The organism is Butyrivibrio proteoclasticus (assembly GCF_900115735.1).
GTDB lineage: Bacteria > Bacillota > Clostridia > Lachnospirales > Lachnospiraceae > Butyrivibrio > Butyrivibrio proteoclasticus_B.
This window is the reverse complement of sequence record NZ_FOXO01000004.1, coordinates 147,920-166,266: the sequence shown is the minus strand read 5'-3', so window position 1 is coordinate 166,266 and position 18,347 is coordinate 147,920. Positions and strand designations below refer to the sequence as shown.

Annotated in this window: 18 protein-coding genes, 1 tRNA gene and 1 riboswitch; of the genes, 14 read left to right on the top strand and 5 right to left on the bottom strand. The window is 39.8% G+C overall.

Annotated elements, in window-relative coordinates; all coding sequences use genetic code 11:
* Nucleotides 1–336: 336 nt before the first annotated feature.
* Nucleotides 337–1,650 (top strand): IS4 family transposase, encoded by a 1,314-nt coding sequence (locus BM146_RS04180; RefSeq protein ID WP_074884789.1) that lies wholly within the window; start codon nt 337–339, stop codon nt 1,648–1,650.
* A 634-nt stretch (nt 1,651–2,284) separates the two neighbouring features.
* On the opposite strand, the gene BM146_RS04175 is transcribed toward BM146_RS04180, so the two are convergent.
* From BM146_RS04175 to BM146_RS04165, 3 genes are all read right to left on the bottom strand, one after another.
* Nucleotides 2,285–2,689 carry a PaaI family thioesterase gene (locus tag BM146_RS04175; RefSeq protein ID WP_074884785.1) on the bottom strand — a complete coding sequence of 135 codons (405 nt, stop codon included), beginning with the start codon at nt 2,687–2,689 and terminating at the stop codon, nt 2,285–2,287.
* A 19-nt stretch (nt 2,690–2,708) separates the two neighbouring features.
* The gene (locus BM146_RS04170) at nt 2,709–3,149 is read right to left on the bottom strand and encodes a type II 3-dehydroquinate dehydratase (RefSeq protein WP_074884782.1); all 441 of its coding nucleotides are present in this window, start codon (nt 3,147–3,149) and stop codon (nt 2,709–2,711) included.
* Nucleotides 3,150–3,452: 303 nt separating this feature from the next.
* Nucleotides 3,453–3,896, bottom strand: a complete 444-nt coding sequence (locus tag BM146_RS04165) for an HAD family hydrolase (protein ID WP_074884779.1) — start codon at nt 3,894–3,896, stop codon at nt 3,453–3,455.
* 396 nt (nt 3,897–4,292) lie between these two features.
* A riboswitch (TPP riboswitch) is annotated at nt 4,293–4,397 on the top strand.
* 121 nt (nt 4,398–4,518) lie between these two features.
* Here BM146_RS04165 and thiW point away from each other — a divergent pair.
* The 13 genes from thiW (at nt 4,519) to BM146_RS19340 (ending at nt 16,319) form a co-directional block, all read left to right on the top strand.
* Entirely contained in the window at nt 4,519–5,052 is a 534-nt protein-coding gene (thiW, locus tag BM146_RS04160) for an energy coupling factor transporter S component ThiW (RefSeq protein WP_074884776.1), read from the top strand.
* Complete coding sequence (thiM, locus tag BM146_RS04155; RefSeq protein WP_074884773.1) at nt 5,052–5,885, top strand: hydroxyethylthiazole kinase; 834 nt, start codon at nt 5,052–5,054, stop codon at nt 5,883–5,885. Before thiW ends, thiM begins: the two co-directional genes overlap by 1 nt.
* A 27-nt stretch (nt 5,886–5,912) precedes the next feature.
* Nucleotides 5,913–6,554 carry a thiamine phosphate synthase gene (gene thiE, locus BM146_RS04150; protein ID WP_074884770.1) on the top strand — a complete coding sequence of 214 codons (642 nt, stop codon included), beginning with the start codon at nt 5,913–5,915 and terminating at the stop codon, nt 6,552–6,554.
* Nucleotides 6,551–7,336, top strand: a complete 786-nt coding sequence (gene thiD / locus BM146_RS04145; RefSeq protein WP_074884767.1) for a bifunctional hydroxymethylpyrimidine kinase/phosphomethylpyrimidine kinase — start codon at nt 6,551–6,553, stop codon at nt 7,334–7,336. The genes thiE and thiD overlap by 4 nt, the downstream gene beginning before the upstream one ends.
* Nucleotides 7,337–7,370: 34 nt before the next feature.
* On the top strand, nt 7,371–8,675 hold the full coding sequence (thiC, locus tag BM146_RS04140; RefSeq protein ID WP_074884764.1) for a phosphomethylpyrimidine synthase ThiC: 1,305 nt from the start codon (nt 7,371–7,373) through the stop codon (nt 8,673–8,675).
* Between the two features lie 135 nt (nt 8,676–8,810).
* Nucleotides 8,811–9,368: an elongation factor P gene (gene efp, locus BM146_RS04135; protein ID WP_074884761.1), complete on the top strand. Its 558-nt coding sequence runs from the start codon at nt 8,811–8,813 to the stop codon at nt 9,366–9,368.
* 130 nt (nt 9,369–9,498) lie between these two features.
* Complete coding sequence (locus tag BM146_RS04130; RefSeq protein ID WP_074884758.1) at nt 9,499–10,398, top strand: DUF5688 family protein; 900 nt, start codon at nt 9,499–9,501, stop codon at nt 10,396–10,398.
* A 45-nt stretch (nt 10,399–10,443) separates the two neighbouring features.
* Nucleotides 10,444–10,515: transfer RNA gene (locus BM146_RS04125), tRNA-Arg, on the top strand.
* A gap of 48 nt (nt 10,516–10,563) precedes the next feature.
* Entirely contained in the window at nt 10,564–11,880 is a 1,317-nt protein-coding gene (locus BM146_RS04120) for an SH3 domain-containing protein (protein ID WP_074884755.1), read from the top strand.
* A 27-nt stretch (nt 11,881–11,907) separates the two neighbouring features.
* Complete coding sequence (locus tag BM146_RS04115; RefSeq protein WP_083413389.1) at nt 11,908–13,020, top strand: Gfo/Idh/MocA family protein; 1,113 nt, start codon at nt 11,908–11,910, stop codon at nt 13,018–13,020.
* Nucleotides 13,021–13,032: 12 nt separating this feature from the next.
* The gene (locus tag BM146_RS04110; protein ID WP_074884752.1) at nt 13,033–14,484 is read left to right on the top strand and encodes a cell wall hydrolase; all 1,452 of its coding nucleotides are present in this window, start codon (nt 13,033–13,035) and stop codon (nt 14,482–14,484) included.
* 161 nt (nt 14,485–14,645) lie between these two features.
* Nucleotides 14,646–15,992: an NADP-specific glutamate dehydrogenase gene (gene gdhA / locus BM146_RS04105; RefSeq protein ID WP_074884748.1), complete on the top strand. Its 1,347-nt coding sequence runs from the start codon at nt 14,646–14,648 to the stop codon at nt 15,990–15,992.
* A gap of 168 nt (nt 15,993–16,160) precedes the next feature.
* Nucleotides 16,161–16,319, top strand: a complete 159-nt coding sequence (locus tag BM146_RS19340) for a hypothetical protein (RefSeq protein WP_177201583.1) — start codon at nt 16,161–16,163, stop codon at nt 16,317–16,319.
* A 211-nt stretch (nt 16,320–16,530) separates the two neighbouring features.
* Here BM146_RS19340 and BM146_RS04100 read toward each other — a convergent pair whose 3' ends face one another.
* Nucleotides 16,531–17,667: a DUF4317 domain-containing protein gene (locus tag BM146_RS04100; protein WP_074884742.1), complete on the bottom strand. Its 1,137-nt coding sequence runs from the start codon at nt 17,665–17,667 to the stop codon at nt 16,531–16,533.
* An 8-nt stretch (nt 17,668–17,675) separates the two neighbouring features.
* The gene (gene fliY, locus BM146_RS04095; RefSeq protein ID WP_242949335.1) at nt 17,676–18,272 is read right to left on the bottom strand and encodes a flagellar motor switch phosphatase FliY; all 597 of its coding nucleotides are present in this window, start codon (nt 18,270–18,272) and stop codon (nt 17,676–17,678) included.
* Nucleotides 18,273–18,347: the final 75 nt, after the last annotated feature.

The following is an 18,347-nucleotide window of genomic DNA, read 5'->3' as shown; positions in this document are numbered from 1 at the left end:
CACGCATGTTTGGCTATTTGCTGAACATGCGTGTTTCATTTTTGTATAAGAGTAAGTAATTGGCTGCGTACAAGGGCCTCTGGCTCTGAATCCGAGAACAGTAGCAATGTCATTTAGTTAAGGAAATTCATATCTACTTTCATATCAAAAACATTATTGCAAAAGAAAAAGTGATTCTACAAAGAACGTAAGAATCACTTTTTTATTTGAAAATTTTTAAATTAGGGCTTGACACAGGCCTCAAAAAGTGCGGCCGCCTTTGCTAAAGAAGCTTTAGCAAAGGCGGCCCCTTAAATCAAAGGTATCCGACCACACATTGATTTAAGGGAGACACTTATGAAAGCATCATACATCAAAAAGAAGTTTTTTGAAACCATTGATTCTATTGTTGCCGATCCAACACCATTTGTTAAAAGACCTGGTACGGATTTTACTCGTAACAGACTATGTCCGCTCAGAGATCTTGTTACATTCCTGCTTACTATGGAAGCAGGAACACTTAATCGTGAGATCAGGCGGTTCTTCTTCAGACCAACATCTTCCAAGAAACAACCTATCACAAAAGCTGCGATTATCCAGCAAAGAGATAAGCTCAATGACAAGTTTCTTCCATTTATTTTCTCCGCCGTCAACAAGATCAAACCAATCAAAAAAACCCTGAAAGGATACCATCTTCTAGCTTGTGACGGATCAGATTTGAATATACCTGCTTATGATGATAAGAAGACATATGTAGCTTCTAACACAGAAGGTGTTGGCTATTATCAGTTTCATCTCAATTCTATCTTGGATGTACTCGAACAGCGTTATGTAGATGTGAACATTCAACCACGCAGCAAGATAAATGAACGGTCTGCACTTATTGATTTTATCAAGCGAACAGCTTTTCCCGAAAAAAGTATTTTTATCGCTGATCGTGGCTACTTCTCGCTGAATGTCCTTGCTCATATTTCAGTGTCTAAGTATCACTACGTATTAAGAATGAATTCTGATGAGGCTTCTATGGCATTTATCAGGCGGTTTACCCTGCCAGAGTCAGATGAATTTGACATAATACTGGATTTTGACATAACCCGTAGCTGGAAGAAGTGTTATACAACACGACCTGACAAATATGTTTGTCTCAAGCATGGCAGGCAGCTTGATTTCATACCACCAGAAGATAAAAAATCTATGTTTCATGTCAAAACAAGGCTGGTAAAGATCAAGTTATCAGAAGGGAATTATGAATTCCTTTTCACTGATCTACCGCAAGAAGAGTTTGGATCAGAAGAATTAAAACATGTTTATCATTTGAGATGGGAAATTGAAACATCCTTCAGCTTCTTAAAATACAACATGGCATTAAATTCCTTTCACAGCAAGAGAAGGGACTTTATCTGTCAGGAAATATATGCACGCATGATTCTTTTCAATCTTACAATGCTACTGGTTCATAGCGTAGAACTCCCGAAAAAGGACTGCTTGTTGGAATACAAAGTCTCTATTTCTGATGCTGTGATTACTTGCAGGGATTTCCTGCATAACAGAATGTCTAGTGATACAGTGGAACTGTTGTTGATAGGTAACGTCACGCCAATCCGAGAAGGCCGCACATATCCAAGAAAAAAGCATACCAAACGTGTAGTTCCACTAAGTTATAGAGCATAAATTTCTCCAAGAATAAATGGCACGGAAGAAGCAGGAGCAATCCTGCTTTCTTGGCGTGCCATTTGTTTTGCAAACAAGATATGAAGTTTTCTAAAACGGGGTTTTTACGCCATCCGTTATGTATTAAATGCACTTGAATACCTTAACTAAATGACATTGGAACAGTAGGGGTGGCTACTTTCAAGGATGTGTAGAGCTATATGCCCAGATCAACATTTTTACACCATTATATGTTCTGTATCTTTTTGCTGATATCTTTTGGGGAGAAAACATCGAATAAAGATGTATGTCTAAAAAAATTCCGGTACTTTTGGCAGATGTACGGATAAGAATGCTGATAAAGTGCTATCTTATCCGTACAATTTGTCAGTAGATAGTTCATTTTCCGCGTGACATACGGATAAGACAGCATACAACGTGCAATCTTATCCGTACAATCTGTCAGTAGACACTTCATTTCCCGCGTGACGTACGGATAAGACAGCATACAACATGCAATCTTATCCGTAAAAGGAAAGATCATTGAGCAAAAAATGACCATATTGTACGGATAAAAATAAAGAATAGTGCTGAAGTTATCTGTACGATGGGATGAAAAGGAGAAAATCTACAAGCATCACTTTAAATGAGTGGTTTATTTAAATGGTACATGTGCTCCTGTGAAGGAGACTACTGCAATCAGCTTATCAAGATCGTCTGTCACAGTGACTTCGAAGAAGCTGTTTCTTTTGCCGTCTTTTAAGAGTTTGGCTTCTGCAAAAAGCTTGTTTCCTTTTGTTGCAGACATGAAATTTGCCTGACCTACAAGGCTAACTGTTGCGCACTCTTTTCCGTAATTGGATGCTACTGCGAAGGCAAAATCAGCCAGTGTATAGATGGCGCCGCCCATTATGCCGCCGTAGGCATTTTTGTGTTTGGGAGTAAGCTCCATGCTGCATTTTGCATAGTTTTCACCTATCTCATCGATAACGGCACCGGAAAGCTCTGTGGCATACAGATCTTTTGAAAAAACTTCTCTTGCATCTTCAAGTGTTCCCATGTTTAATCTCCAATTAGTATTATTTTGAAAGAGTTTCTTTTATGTAATCCATGGCTTCAAGGTATCCGTTAAGCCCATGGCCATAGATCTGTTTATCGCAGGCAGGAGCAGTTACAGAAACCTTGCGGAATTCTTCTCTGGACTGGATATCTGAAATATGTACTTCAACCTTGATGATCTGCTCGATGCTCTTTAGTGCATCATGGATAGCGTAGCTGTAATGAGTATAAGCTCCTGGGTTTATTACGATTCCCTGGGTGCCATCACTATAGGCTTCCTGTATTTTGTCTATAATTGCGCCTTCATGATTGGACTGGAATATTATGACCTCATCACCGTCTGCTGCAGCTTTTTCTCTTATCATGTTGCAGAGATATGCATAATCCTGATTTCCATATATGGCTTTTTCTCTTATTCCAAGGAAATTGAGATTTGGTCCGTTGATTACAAGAATTTTCATGTTATTGCAGCTCCTATTTCCAAATTTTTCGTATTAAAAAAGATTATAAATAATGTGAAGGCAGAATAAAAGGGAAAATAACAGGTTTTTGTGCCTTTATTCTAAGCAGCGCAAAGCTGAAGCCATCAGAAGTTGTACAGGTCACGAAGATCTCTTTTATCATCATCAAAATATATCGTAGTAAATCCCATTTGAGCTGGTACGACCAAGTTGGAAGCAGTATTATCGATAAACACGCATTCTTCAGCTTTTAGGCTGGATGACTTTAAAGTTTCTTCGAATATCTTTTTTTCAGATTTTCGACTATGAACGTCTGCCGAAATTACGATAATGTCGAAAAAACTCTTTTAGCAAAGTGTTATTAACAATAGTATTTATCCTATCTGCTTTATTATCAGTTATCATTCCAATTAGATAATTGTTATGCTTATCTTTTATATAATCAACTATCTTTTCATCGATAGTAATATTCATAAACGCTTTATCAAGCACTTGATAATCTATATGTTTGCCCACATCCGTGCAAAAATCTTCCCACATATCTCTATGTGTAATATTTCCGTATAACAAGTCATCATTATGCTTGTAGTAAGCCTTCTCAACTGTTTCGTATGGAATGTTTGCCTCTTGGGAAATATAGGAAATAATTGTTGGGGAACCTTGACTCTCAATCGTGATAACTCCATCAAAATCAAAGAATAACCCTTTTATCATTTGCTGATTATTCATATGCAGACTGTTCTTCATATTTTTCCTCATATATTGTCTATTTTTTATGCAAATAATCATACTACAATCCCTTGTGTGACCACAAACTGTTATTGGCTTTCCTATGTGACTTGTTTTGTTCCAACTGCACCCCATTTTCAAAAAATATATTTCCCATATTGACTGTTTTGTCTTAACTGCACCCTCAAAAAAGGGTGCAGTTGGTTGAATTAGGATTGTATAGGAAAAAGATTTGGGAGAAAAAGGGTGTGGTTAAAAAAATAATGGTTGCTCAGGAAAAACAAATTTGAAAATAGGGGTGCGGTTAAAGAAAAATCATCAAACCAGCCAAGCACAGAAGCTAAATAAAGATATATAAATGGCAAAATTCCCCTTGCACCTGCTATTGAATTGGTGTATAAAGAGAAAGGAAAATTTAACAGACGGGAGCTTGTATTACAGGCTGAGAGGAAGGTGCGACCTTCGACCGAGAACCTGATTTGGATAATGCCAACGTAGGGATGCCTGATACATAGGAGAATATTCGCGGAAGCAACCAAACAAGGTTACTTCCGCTTCGTGCGTTTATGGGAAAAACGCAGAGCGGATAGGACCCTTGTGAATATTATGAGCAAAGCCGTCTGAGAAAAGGAGAAAAGGTATGAAAAAAAGTAACTGGTTATTAAGGATGGTGATGCTTGCAATGTTCGTTGCACTCGGGGTGGTAATATCACCGATTTTGAGAATTGAGGGAATGTGCCCAATGGCGCATCTTATCAACATCACCTGTGCTGTATTTATGGGACCTGCCTATGCATTTTTGTGTGCGATCCTGATCGGAGTTATCAGAATGATGATCATGGGCATTCCTCCGCTTGCTCTTACAGGAGCTGTATTTGGTGCAGCGCTTTCCGGTATTTTCTACAAACTTTCTAAAGGAAAGATCATCGCAGCTGTTCTTGGTGAAATCATTGGAACAGGAATCATAGGTGCAATTGTTTCTTACCCTGTAATGACATATATCTGGGGAAAACAGGGACTTACATGGTTCTTCTATGTACCATCATTTATCTGCGGAACGCTGATCGGTGGAAGTATCGCATTCGTACTTCTTAACAGATTGGAGGCAGCAGGCGCTCTTTCAAAGATTCAGAACAGTTTAAAAGACATTGATACAAAAGAGAAGGCGGCATAATGGCTGATTTGATCCATTGTATTACAAATCCAATATCTATGATGCAGTGTGCCAATGCGGTGCTTGCTATTGGCGATAAGCCTATAATGGCTGAGCATCCATTGGAGGTAAAAGAAATAACAAATGATGCATCAGCGCTTCTTTTAAATCTTGGAAATATATCTGATACCAGGATGGAAGCCATGAAAATATCCTTTGAGGCGGCTCTTTTTAAAGAGCTGCCTATTGTGCTTGATGCGGTAGGAGTTGCGTGTTCGGAACTAAGAAGAAATTTTGTGCTGGGATTAATAAATAAAAGAGCAGCCTTAATGCGTGATAAGAGCAGGAAATTTAAAGGATTCTTTTTGATAAAGGGCAACAATTCCGAGATAAAGGCACTTCTTGATGAGCACTACAGGGGACTTGGGGTTGATGCCGATGAAAGCTTAAAAAAAGAGGATTCCATCAAGGCTTCAATAAAGCTTGCAACAAGTTTAAATGCAGTTGTTTTATGCAGCGGTGAGACTGATGTCATAACTGATGGAAAAGAGACATTTCTTTTATTAAACGGAGTTCCGGAAATGGGATCTGTCACAGGTACAGGCTGTATGCTTGGAGCAGTATGTGCAAGCTTTCTGGCCCATGATAAAAGTCTTGATCAAGTTATAAAAGCCTGTGCGTTTTTTGGAATTGCAGGCGAGCTGGCAAGGGAAGAACTATTAAAGAATCAAAAGGACATGTATGAAGGGTGCAGCCCAATAGGCTGTGGAAGTTTTCTTATAAAACTCTTGGATGAACTATCAGTTGTAAACGAGGATATCATCGAAAAACGGATCAAACTCCAGAATATATAACTTACGAGGAAAGCAGGAAAAAGTTAAATGAGCAGAATAGACAGAACGCAAATGAAACTGTATCTGGTTACAGATAGTACTAACCTGGCTGAAGAGATTTTTTTGAAGAAGGTGGAAGATGCTTTAAGAGGCGGAGTGACCATGCTTCAGATAAGGGAAAAAGACAAGAGTACAAGAGACTACATTGAACTTGCGGCAAAGACTCATGAAATAGCTAAAAGATACAATGTGCCATTAATAATAGATGACAGAGTGGACGTTGCCATGGCTGTAGATGCTGAGGGAGTTCATCTTGGACAGAGCGATATGCAGGTGGATAAAGCAAGGAAAATCCTGGGTGAAAAGAAAATAATAGGCGCCACCACAAAGACAGTTCCCCAAGCCCTTGAAGCATATCAAAACGGTGCAGATTATTTGGGAGTTGGAGCTATTTATCCGACGACTACCAAGGTAAAAACGGTTCTCACATCTGTTGAGACTCTGACTGACATCTGCAATAGTGTGCCTATTCCTGCTAATGCCATAGGCGGTCTTAATAAAGATAATATTGATGTTTTGAAAAATGCTCCAATCGCTGGAATATGCGTTGTTTCAGCAATCATGAAGGCAGAAGACTCATACGAGGCGGCAAAAGAGCTGCTTAAGGCATACGAGGAACTAAAAGCATGAAAACAGTACTTACAATAGCAGGAAGTGATTGCTCGGGCGGAGCCGGGATTCAGGCAGATCTTAAGACTATTGAAGCTCATGGCATGTACGGGATGAGCGTTATCACGGCTTTGACTGCGCAGAATACGCTTGGAATCAGCGGAATCATGGTGGTGAAAGCTGAATTTGTAAAAAAACAGCTTGATGCAATATTTGATGACATAAGGCCTGATGCCATAAAAATAGGAATGCTTCCTGACGCTGATGTTATGAAGGCTGTACGGGACGTGCTTGTTGCAAACAAGGCATCAAATATCGTACTTGACCCTGTTCTTGGCTCAACATCAGGGACAGAGCTTTCAAAAAAAGAAGCGAGAGAGTTCCTTAAAAACGAGCTCTTTTGTCTGTGTGATCTCGTAACGCCTAATATTCCGGAGGCTGAGATATTAAGTGGAAGGAAAATAGGCTCAAAGAAAGATATGGAAGAGGTTGCCATGTTTTTGTCAGAAGAATATGACTGCAGCTTTTTGGTAAAAGGCGGACACAGCTCTTTTGACAGTGAGGATGAAGCTTGTGATTGCCTGTATCAAAAAAATCCTATCTTTATAGAAGGTAAGCGGATAGACAATCCCAACACCCATGGCACAGGATGCACGTTATCAAGCGCTATTGCCTGCAATCTGGCTGAAGGCTTATCCATGGAAGAGTCGGTAAAAAGAGCAAAAGAATATATTGAAAAGTGCATATCGGCGAGGCTCGATATCGGTAGAGGACGAGGGCCTCTTTTGCATAATTTGAAGTGAATATTTACAAAATAAAAACTTGAGGAGAAAAGGTATGACAAATTACACAACACAGATGGATGCTGCAAGGAAGGGGATTATAACACCTCAGATGGAGGCTGTTGCAAAAGATGAGTACAGATCAGCAGAAGAAATAAGGGACCTTGTAGCAAGGGGACAGGTGGCAATCTGTGCTAACAAGAACCATAAGTGCCTAAAACCAAAGGGTGTAGGCTCAATGCTTAAAACAAAGATAAACGTAAATCTTGGAGTTTCAAGGGATTGCAAGGATTATGATGTTGAGATGGAAAAAGTGATGGCGGCTGTAAACATGGGCGCTGACGCCATTATGGACTTATCTTCCCACGGAAATACACAGCCCTTTAGAAAAAAGCTTGTCGAAGAGTGCCCTGTAATGCTGGGAACAGTGCCGGTTTATGACAGTGTTATCCACTATCAGAGGGATCTTTCTGAACTTACAGCCAAAGATTTTATCGATGTTATAAGGCTTCATGCTGAGGATGGCGTTGACTTTGTGACACTTCATTGTGGAATAACCAGAAAGACCATCGATCAGATAAAAAAACATAAGAGAAAAATGAATATTGTTTCAAGAGGTGGTTCACTTGTTTTTGCATGGATGAGCATGACGGGAGAGGAAAATCCTTTCTATGAATACTTTGATGAAATCCTTGAAATATGCAGAGAGCATGATGTGACAATTTCACTTGGAGATGCCTGCAGACCGGGATGTCTTGCGGATGCCAGCGATGTATGCCAGATAGAAGAACTGGTAAGACTTGGAGAACTGACAAAGAGAGCCTGGGAAAAAGACGTTCAGGTCATGGTTGAAGGTCCTGGACATGTGCCTATGGATCAGATCGAAGCAAATATGAAGATGCAGCAGACAATCTGTATGGGAGCTCCTTTCTATGTACTTGGACCTCTTGTTACAGATATTGCTCCGGGATATGACCATATTACATCTGCAATAGGTGGTGCTATCGCAGGGGCAGCAGGAGCTGCTTTCCTTTGTTATGTGACACCGGCTGAACATCTTGCGCTTCCGAATGTAGATGATGTAAAGCAGGGTATAATCGCTTCTAAGATTGCGGCGCATGCTGCTGATATAGCCAAAAAAATCCCACATGCCATGGATATCGACAATGAAATGGCTGATGCCAGAAAGAACTTTGACTGGGATAAACAGTGGGAGTGTGCAATCGACCCTGAAACTGCAAAAGCGATAAGAGCTGACAGAGCACCTGAATTTGATGATACCTGCTCTATGTGCGGTAAATTCTGCGCCGTCAGGAGTATGAACAAAGCACTTGCTGGAGAACATATTGACATATTATAATTAGATAGACTATCCCGTAAAAAAATAGTTGAAAAAAACAAGTCTATAGTTTAAACTATACTAGTTGTTTGATGTAAAAATTTATATTGTTACTTTCTTAAACGCAGATAGTGACGTTTTTTAGGAGGATTTTTTATGATTTCTGCAAGTGATTTCAGAAATGGTATGACCATCGAAATCGATGGCAACGTATGTCAGATTATTGAATTCCAGCACGTTAAGCCTGGTAAAGGCGCTGCTTTCGTAAGAACAAAGCTTAAGGATATCATCAATGGCGGTGTTAAAGAGACAACATTCCGTCCTACTGAGAAATTCCCGGCAGCTCGTATCGATAGAAAAGATATGCAGTATCTCTATCAGGATGGCGATATTTACAACTTCATGGATTCAGAGACTTATGAGCAGATCGGACTTACATCTGAGCAGGTTGGCGATTCTCTTAAGTTTGTAAAGGAGAATGAAGTTTGTAAGATCAATTCTTATAATGGAAGTGTATTCGCAGTTGAGCCTCCAATGTTCGTAGAGCTTGCAATCTCTGAGACAGAGCCTGGATTCAAGGGCGATACAGCAACAGGTGCTACAAAGCCTGCAACTGTTGAGACAGGTGCAACTGTTTATGTTCCTCTCTTCGTTAACGAAGGAGATATCATCAAGATTGATACAAGAACAGGTGAGTACCTTTCAAGAGTTTAATCTGTATATAACCGTATCTGATTCATTTAGATCATAATTTTATAGAAACGAATGTAAGACAATAGTTTATTTGGACTATTGTCTTCTTTTTTTACTTTTATCAATAATTCAAAATGGAGAGGATACGAAAATGAATATATTAGAATTTGGAAGAATCATGACAGAGGAAGTTAAAGACGCACTTGGAAATGCTGTGGATGTGGAGTTTAAGGAGATTACCAAGAATAATGGAGTAGTCAATCACGCACTCATAATCAGAAAGCAGACAGAAAACGTAGCTCCTACAATTTATATTGATAATCTCTACGATAAATTTATGGATGGGATGATTACCATGAGCATTGTAAATGAAATTGTTGAAATGTATAACCAGTATGCGCCGGGGAAGAACATAGATGTGTCTTTTTTTACTGATTTTTCGAAGGTGGCAGGTCTTTTGGCGTTTAAGGTTGTTAATTACTACAAGAATGAAGAAATTCTTAGGGACATCCCTCATAAGAAATTTGCAGATCTTGCCATGGTCCCGTTTTGTCTGGTTCAGGATGAAATATTTGGAAGAGGACTTATCACTATAAAGAATGAGCATTTAAGTGAATGGGAGGTCTCTGCTGACGAACTCTGGGAGAATGTATATGAGAATGCACCCAAAATTCTGCCTCTGTCATTTTGTAATATGGACGAGTATGTTCCTGCCTTGAGGGAAATGCAGACTGCTGGAACCCTCCCTGAAATGTTCGTTTTATCAAACAGTTCTAAGATTAACGGAGCAGGAGCATTTTTGTATCCCGGGGCTATGGAGGCAATTTCCAAAGCACTCAAAAGTAATCTGATCATAATCCCTTCATCTGTGCATGAGGTGATAGTTCTTCCTTCGGAGAAAATGGTAGTAGATCCACACTATCTTTATAAAATGGTAAAAGAAGTAAATTGCACTGTTGTGGAGGATGGAGAAGTGCTCAGTGATAATGTTTATTATTATGACAAAAACACAGGTAAAATGGGAATATTACAAGAGGAAATGGCTATTTAAATTGGACTTTAGAGTGCGCATATGATATTATATTCGGGTATGTATGCACCCGTAGTCTAATGGATAAAACGTAGGCCTCCGACGCCTTTGTTGCTGGTTCGAGTCCAGTCGGGTGCATGTTTACTGGTATAGTGGGGACTATTACTTATTCAGAGGTTTTTTATAATGAAAAAGAAAAATGACTTTAATTCATGGAGAAATGAAAAAAAGGATATATTTGCAATTTTGGGTGATAATAAAAAGATTCTTATGCCTGTTATTCTGGTTTTGGCTGTTGCTATTACTGTTGTGATTGCTATCACTGCAAACCGCAGGGCTGCGATGCTTGCTGAGGCTCCGGCAGATTCTGATGCGGCAGCAACTTTTGAGATTCAGGATGTGACAATGGAGGAGAATGCATATCCTGATGTGAATGCTCTTGTTAATACTTATTACACTGCAATGGCTAATGGAGATTCAGAGACTATCAAGTCTATTTACAAGGGACTTGATGAAACAGAGGCGCTTAAGGCTGTTGCGGCTGCAGACTATATAGATGATTTTGAGAACATCGTTGTATATACAAAGCCTGGTCCATTGAACGGAAGTTATGTGGCATACGTTTATAACGAGGTTAAGCTCTATGAGTATGAAAAAGCAATTCCCGGACTTGAAACAATGTACATCTGTACTGATGAGGATGGTAATCTTTATATCAATGGTGATATAGCTGATGCCAATGAGATTGAGTATATAAAGAATGTAAATGTTCAGGCGGACGTCATTGACCTGAACAATAAGGTTGCATCCAGCTACAATGAGATGGTCAACTCTGATGAAGAATTGGCAGAACTTCTGACTAAGATGAGATCAGGAATACAGGTATCAGTTGGAGAAGCACTCGCATCTTCTGAGGCAAGCTCATCAGTTTCAGAATCTGCTGATGCAAGCGATGAAAGTTCAGAAGAAGCCAGCGAAGAGGAGCAGGAGGCAGAACCTGAGACAGTAACAGTTCGTACTATTAAGGCAACTGATGTAATAAATATCAGAAAATCAGATAGTGAGACTGCGGATGTTCTTGGAAAGACAGTCAAGGACGAAGAGTTTAAAGAACTGGAGGCTCTTGCTAACGGGTGGAGCAGAATCGAATATAATGGCGGAGTTGCATATGTAAAGACTGAGTTCTTTGAAGTTGTAAGTGAAGAAACTGTTTCAGCTGATAGTACAGAGCAAGAGACGGAGACTGAGACAGAAACCGAGGCAGAAACAGAGACAAAAACAGAGGCAGAATCCACTTCAAACAAGAGTACATCTACTAAGACTGGTAAGATGACTGTTAAAGATACAGTAAGACTTCGTAAGTCAGAAAGCACAGAATCTGAAATTCTTGCAATGATTTATTCCGGTTCAACTGTCAATGTAATAGAGCAGTATGCTAACGGTTGGGCAAAAGTAGAGTATAATGGAAATACAGGATATATCAAATCTGAATTTTTGGAGTAATTAGACCAGAATAAGGAGGCGCACTGTATGTTTGGACGAACAAGAGTTGCTATAATGGGGACCGGCAAAATTGCAGGTATAATGGCCAAAACCATTAAGAATACTAAGGGAGTTACCTGTTATGCTGTGGGTTCCAGAACTGAAGAGAAGGCTAAAGCATTTGCAGCCCAATATGGAATAAAGAGATATTATGGATCTTATGAAAGCCTTGTAGCTGATCCCAAAGTTGACCTTGTTTATGTTGCAACTCCGCATTCTGAGCATTTTGAGAATGTGAAGCTGGCTCTTTTAAATGGCAAGCACGTTTTATGTGAAAAGGCTTTTATGCTGAATGAACAGCAGGCAAAAACGATATTTGATCTGGCTGAGGAGAAAAATCTCCTTGTAGTAGAAGCTATGTGGGTTAGATTTATGCCTATGAGAAACAGGCTCATGGAGATTCTTTCAAGCGGAGTTATTGGCGAACCTACTATGCTTACAGCAAATCTCGGATACAACATTGCGTACAAAGAGAGAATTGCCAAACCTGAACTTGGAGGTGGTGTTCTCCTTGACCTTGGAGTATATGTTCTTAATTTTGCATCAATGGTATTTGGAAATGATGTGACTGATATTGTTTCCATGTGTTCTTTTAACAATTTTGGAATGGATCTTCATGATAGCATTACACTTAGGTACAGAGATGGCAAAATGGCAGTACTTAATGCGTCCGGGCTTTCGTTGAGCGACAGAAATGGTGTTATCTATGGAACCAAGGGATATATAGTTGTAGATAATATAAATAATTTTGAGGGAATCACTGTTTATGACTCTGACCATAAAAAGACTGCTTATTACAAACGTCCTAAGCAGAAAACAGGTTATGAGTACGAGGTTGAGGCATGCGTTAGAGCGCTTAATGAAAAGTGGCTGGAATGTCCTGAAATGCCTCATTCTGAAAGTCTTAAGATCCTTAATATGATGGATTTTATAAGAAAGACTAACGGAATAGTATTTCCTATCGAGAGGGAAACAGAGATTCCGGCGATAGATGTAATAGAAACTACAGAAGATATACAAGAAACGGCTATTACTTCTGAAGAGGTCGAGGGAACTTCTGATGAAAGACAAGGTGAGAATGTGGGGGCTATAGAAGAGTAAGTCGAGGAGTTTATGCAAAAGAAGTATTTAGTTGGGATTTTGCTCATAGTGATAATAGCTGGAAATATTCCATTTGTCAGTTATGCTGATGAATATGATGATACTATTGCTGTGATGCAGCAGCAGGAAGCACAAACTCAGGCGGAAATCTCTGATCTTGAAAAGCAGACAAAGGAAACTCAGGATGCTATCAGTGCCCTTCAGGGACAGAAAGCCCAGACTCAGAGTAACGTATCCAATCTGGAAACTCAAAGCAGTGCATTGCAGAGTACAATTAATGGATATTCCAATAAACTTGATTCGCTCAACCAAGAGATTTCCGAAGCAGAAGCGGCAATGGCTGAAGTGTCTTCAGAAATCGTTAAGCTGAATTCTGAACTTCAGCAGGCAAAAGCTGAGGAACAGGATAGATATAATCTTTTAAAGAAACGGCTTAAGTCAACTTATGAAAATGGTTCAGGTTCCGGACTTCTGCAAATTCTTTTGGAATCAGGTTCAATCCAGGAATTTTTAACAAAATTTGAATATTTGAATGCCATTATTGAATATGACCAGCGAAAGATTGGCGAATATCAGGCATTACAGGCTGATATTGAGAACAAAAAGGCTGTCGTAGAAGAGAAAGAGGCAGAACTTGATCAATATCAGATACAGCTTGATGACAGGCATGATGAATTGGCTGATCTTACTGACACAGTAAGAGGACAGCTTAGCAGTACCAAAAATTCACTTTCTTCTGAAAAAAATAAACTTGCTGACTATGATAAACAGCTAACTGAACTTGATGCCAAGATGAAAGCCCTGGAAGCAAAAACGGCTGCAGCGCAGGCTGCTCTTGCTAAACAGATAGCAGAGAGACTTGCAATGACCAAGGAAGATACTTCAGGTTCTTATTCTGCAAGTGCAGACGAACTTACATGGCTTGCAGCGACGATACAGGCTGAGGCTGATGGAGAATCATATACAGGTAAGCTTGCAGTAGGGTCGGTTATCATGAACAGAGTTAAGAGTTCTGCTTTCCCAAGTACAGTTGTGGGTGTAATAACGCAGAACATGCAGTTTGCTTCATACCGTTCAGGAAAAGTTGAGCTTATCATATCAAATGGCCCCAATTCCACATGTATACGTGCGGCTCAGGAGGTTTTGGATGGAGCCCGCGTAGGAGACTATCTCTTTTTCATGACAAGATATTGGGCGGATTATTATGGAATTGCCGAATATGAGATGATTGGTAATCATGCATTCTTCTACCGCTGGATCGTAAAAGAGAAAGAAGAGGAAGAAGTACAGGAAGTCGAGGAAACGACTGAAAGCTCCGAAAACAACGAAAGTGAATCATCTTCAGAATCTGAAAATGAGGAGAATTCTGAAGAAACAGAAGAGTTAGAGGAAAATTCTGAAGATAATTCAGAGGAGTCTGAAGAACATTCTGAAGAAAACCAAGAAGAGAACTCTGATGAATAATTGAAAATAAATTGGATTTTACTATTGCACTTTAAATTACTAAAATGTATAATCGTATACATGCAGTGATGTCTGCGCAATGGGGCGTAGAGACCTTTGGTTTCTTACGCCCCTTTTTATTACATTGTTTTTATGTGCTAATGCACAGGAAGGAGAATGAAATGTCATACGTTGATGAGATCTACGATTACGTCGTAGAAAAGAACCCAGCTCAGCCAGAATTCCATCAGGCAGTCAAGGAGGTACTTGAGTCACTCCGTGTTGTTATTGAAGCTAACGAAGAAGAATACCGTAAGGATGCTCTTTTGGAGAGACTTGTTACTCCTGAAAGACAGATTCTTTTCAGAGTACCATGGGTTGATGATAAAGGACAGGTTCAGGTAAACAACGGTTTCCGTGTTCAGTTCAATTCAGCAATTGGACCTTACAAGGGAGGACTTCGTTTTCATCCTTCAGTAAATCTTGGAATTATCAAGTTCCTTGGATTTGAGCAGATTTTCAAAAACTCTCTTACAGGCCTTCCTATCGGTGGTGGTAAGGGTGGTTCTGACTTTGATCCTAAGGGCAAGTCAGACAGAGAAGTTATGGCATTCTGTCAGAGCTTCATGACAGAACTTTTCAGACATATTGGTGCTGATACTGACGTTCCTGCAGGAGATATCGGTGTAGGCGGACGTGAGATAGGTTATCTCTATGGACAGTATAAGAGAATCAGAGACGTATATGAAGGAGTTCTTACAGGTAAAGGACTTACATATGGTGGATCTCTTGCTCGTACACAGGCTACAGGATATGGTCTTGTATATATCACAGAGGAACTTTTAAAGGATCATGGCCAGGATATTGCAGGTAAGACAGTTGTTGTATCCGGAGCAGGAAACGTAGCTATTTACGCTATCGAGAAAGCTCAGCAGCTTGGTGCTAAGGTTGTTACATGTTCTGATTCTACAGGTTGGATCTATGATCCTGAAGGAATCGATGTTGCACTTCTTAAGGAAGTAAAAGAGGTTAAGAGAGCACGTCTTTCAGAATATGCTGCTGCAAGAAAGTCAGCAGAGTATCATGAGAAAAAGAACGGTGAGCACGGCGTTTGGAACGTTAAATGTGATGTAGCTCTTCCATGCGCAACACAGAACGAGCTTGATCTTGATGATGCAAAGGCTCTTGTAGCAAATGGAGTAGTAGCTGTATGTGAGGGTGCTAACATGCCTTCAACAATTGAAGCTACAAAGTACCTTCAGGACAATGGAGTACTCTTCATCTGTGGTAAGGCTTCTAATGCAGGTGGTGTTGCAACATCAGCTCTTGAGATGAGCCAGAACAGCGAGAGACTTTCATGGACATTCGAAGAGGTTGACAACAAGCTTCAGGGCATTATGGTTAACATCTATAAGAGTATTTCCGAAGCAGCAAAGAAATATGGCAAGGAAGGCGACTATGTTGCAGGCGCAAATATTGCCGGATTCCTTAAGGTCGCTGAGGCTATGAAGGCTCAGGGAATTGTTTGATAATTACAGGTGAATAAAAGATTCATTATTATGATCGAAGACTGTTTTTGTTTTTCGAGGACACAGTTATTTCATACTTTTTTGTGTAAAATGACATTGCAAAGCTTATGAAAAACAGATAATATAAATCACGCTACTGTTGTTGGTCTTTTGTATGGAGGCGACGATATGGGTGAATGGAAACAGGTCTTTGACCGAGTGATGGATCAATTATATAACCATCCTGAAGAGATGCGTGCGAGACTTCTTAACAAGTACGATGATCATAAACATAAATCCGAGGATCATCCACAAACAGCTATTGAGATGCTTCGCGGCATGCGTTGATTATGTAGTAAATTAAAATGAGCTTTTACTTATGTTTCAAATGATATGAAACAAGTAAAAGCTCTTTTTTTATCATAGGAAATTGCTTCCTATGATAAAAAATCGCTCCGCTAAGGAAGCGCACTCGCGCGATTGGAAGATGTTGCATAAATGCAACCGCGCTCGGCGCGAGCATGTTGCAAGCAACATGCTTTTTTATTGCAGTTTGCTCTTATTTATTCATGAATGTTCTAACGTTGATTCCGTTTACTTCAATATGATCATCTACTGCGATCACAAGGCACTGCCTTCCGTCGACAATTTTCGACTCTACAAGATCAGTGCGATCAGGCTTAACCTTGATCACTACGTCAGGAGTTTCAATGTCGAATTTCTTCGTGTTTGCTATGTTGCTTGCAAGAAGAGGAAAGTCCTCATCGCCTGCACATTTAGTGTAGTTCTCCTCAAAATATCCAAGACGTTCTTCGGATACACCGCTGTCCTGCAGTAGTTGTTTGACGTCCTTTTTGGAGAGCTCGAGCGGTTCAGGGTCTTCAGCGTGATCTTCAATCATATCGTTTAGGTTGTCATGGATGTTCTTCATGATGTCATAGTCAGCATCCTCACCTATGGTGTTCTGGACAACCGCATCAAAGATGCCCTTCTGCTCGGGAGCGGATATTGGAGCTCTTCCGCCGAACATAGCTTCTACAAATTCAGGCTGAAGGTCATCAGGCTTTTTTGTGAAGTAAAGCATATTGTGGATATCCATATCTCTTTCGATGAAAGCCGGGAAAAGAAAACCCTTTGTGGGGCCTTCCACTATCCAGTCGCGATATCTGTCTTCAATAACATTTTTTGATTCGTTGTAGCCAAGACCTGCCTTTGAAAGCTTTACAGGGCAAATGCTACAAAGAATGTAATCATATATCTTGTCTGAAGCATCTTCCATTTCAATTCCATCGTTTGTAACACCCGGAATATCATATACTGCATGAACTATGATGATGTAGTAGTTTTCTCCGTTGATGTAATTGGCGATGATCTTGTCGTAGAATTCCTCCAAAAGTTCATCATCTTCAAGTCTTGAATTGCGGAGTGTCAAAAGAAAGTCCTGAGTCCCTCCCGGCTGTTCCTGGTCAAGAGGAAACTCAAGACTGATCAGATTCTTGCCAAATGATCCTGCAAGTGTGTGCTGGAAAATATCCAGATATTTAAACATTTCGTCCTCTGGGATCTGTCCAAAGGCTTTTCTAAAAGTGAGTCGCTTGTTTTTTTCATGATCAACATAGCATCCGCAGATGTGATCGATAGTGCACCTGTCTGGGGTGAACTGCTTCTTGATTTCTAGTGTTTCTGCCTTATTCATTATAAATACTATTTTCCTTTGTTCATAAATTTTTGGCACATATCTTCAGCAAACTGTACCGGATATAATTGTACCATAACGGAATCGATAAGGTCACCTATCGTCATCCTAAATGCTATTTTAACAAATTTATCATAGGTGGTATCAAACATTTTTTCAAAAACTTTTATGCTTTCTACGTCAATCTGGTTGACGATAGGAGTGCTTATATCAGTTGCAATTCCCAGCATGGAGGACAGGCTCGTGGCACTTGTGCCCATCATCTGATTCATTGCTTCCGATGCTGCTGACAAATGAAGTTCTGTGATCTCGCTATCGGTATTTGTTCCATCTCCGCCCATCATAAGGTCAGTCATGACTTTGACATCGTGTTCTTTTAAAACGAGTACATTATTTCCCTGCAAACCTTTTACATAATGGATTTGCACAAAAATACAGGTTTTTTCATAATCATCAAGGGCTTCGCTTCTCTTAATGACTTTAACATTAGGGGTAGTGATATCTACCTTTCTGTTTACCATCATGCTGAGAGTTGTTGCGGAATTTCCCATACTTATATTGGCAATCTCACCTAGGATATCAACCTGTTCATTTGTTAAAATCATTCCTTCCAAGACAATTACCTCCATGATTTAATATAAACCCTAACAATATTTTAGTTTATTAAAAGCGTTTTTGTA

What these genes read in the sequence shown, in the direction of transcription:
- BM146_RS04170 (WP_074884782.1), bottom strand. Translation starts at nt 3,149, where the DNA reads ATGAAAATTCTTGTAATCAACGGACCAAATCTCAATTTCCTTGGAATA.
- thiC (WP_074884764.1), top strand. Translation starts at nt 7,371, where the DNA reads ATGACAAATTACACAACACAGATGGATGCTGCAAGGAAGGGGATTATA.
- BM146_RS19340 (WP_177201583.1), top strand. Translation starts at nt 16,161, where the DNA reads ATGGGTGAATGGAAACAGGTCTTTGACCGAGTGATGGATCAATTATAT.
- BM146_RS04110 (WP_074884752.1), top strand. Translation starts at nt 13,033, where the DNA reads ATGCAAAAGAAGTATTTAGTTGGGATTTTGCTCATAGTGATAATAGCT.
- BM146_RS04100 (WP_074884742.1), bottom strand. Translation starts at nt 17,667, where the DNA reads ATGAATAAGGCAGAAACACTAGAAATCAAGAAGCAGTTCACCCCAGAC.
- thiW (WP_074884776.1), top strand. Translation starts at nt 4,519, where the DNA reads ATGAAAAAAAGTAACTGGTTATTAAGGATGGTGATGCTTGCAATGTTC.
- gdhA (WP_074884748.1), top strand. Translation starts at nt 14,646, where the DNA reads ATGTCATACGTTGATGAGATCTACGATTACGTCGTAGAAAAGAACCCA.
- fliY (WP_242949335.1), bottom strand. Translation starts at nt 18,272, where the DNA reads ATGATTTTAACAAATGAACAGGTTGATATCCTAGGTGAGATTGCCAAT.
- efp (WP_074884761.1), top strand. Translation starts at nt 8,811, where the DNA reads ATGATTTCTGCAAGTGATTTCAGAAATGGTATGACCATCGAAATCGAT.
- BM146_RS04115 (WP_083413389.1), top strand. Translation starts at nt 11,908, where the DNA reads ATGTTTGGACGAACAAGAGTTGCTATAATGGGGACCGGCAAAATTGCA.
- thiE (WP_074884770.1), top strand. Translation starts at nt 5,913, where the DNA reads ATGAGCAGAATAGACAGAACGCAAATGAAACTGTATCTGGTTACAGAT.
- BM146_RS04165 (WP_074884779.1), bottom strand. Translation starts at nt 3,896, where the DNA reads ATGAAGAACAGTCTGCATATGAATAATCAGCAAATGATAAAAGGGTTA.
- BM146_RS04175 (WP_074884785.1), bottom strand. Translation starts at nt 2,689, where the DNA reads ATGGGAACACTTGAAGATGCAAGAGAAGTTTTTTCAAAAGATCTGTAT.
- thiD (WP_074884767.1), top strand. Translation starts at nt 6,551, where the DNA reads ATGAAAACAGTACTTACAATAGCAGGAAGTGATTGCTCGGGCGGAGCC.
- BM146_RS04130 (WP_074884758.1), top strand. Translation starts at nt 9,499, where the DNA reads ATGAATATATTAGAATTTGGAAGAATCATGACAGAGGAAGTTAAAGAC.
- BM146_RS04180 (WP_074884789.1), top strand. Translation starts at nt 337, where the DNA reads ATGAAAGCATCATACATCAAAAAGAAGTTTTTTGAAACCATTGATTCT.
- thiM (WP_074884773.1), top strand. Translation starts at nt 5,052, where the DNA reads ATGGCTGATTTGATCCATTGTATTACAAATCCAATATCTATGATGCAG.
- BM146_RS04120 (WP_074884755.1), top strand. Translation starts at nt 10,564, where the DNA reads ATGAAAAAGAAAAATGACTTTAATTCATGGAGAAATGAAAAAAAGGAT.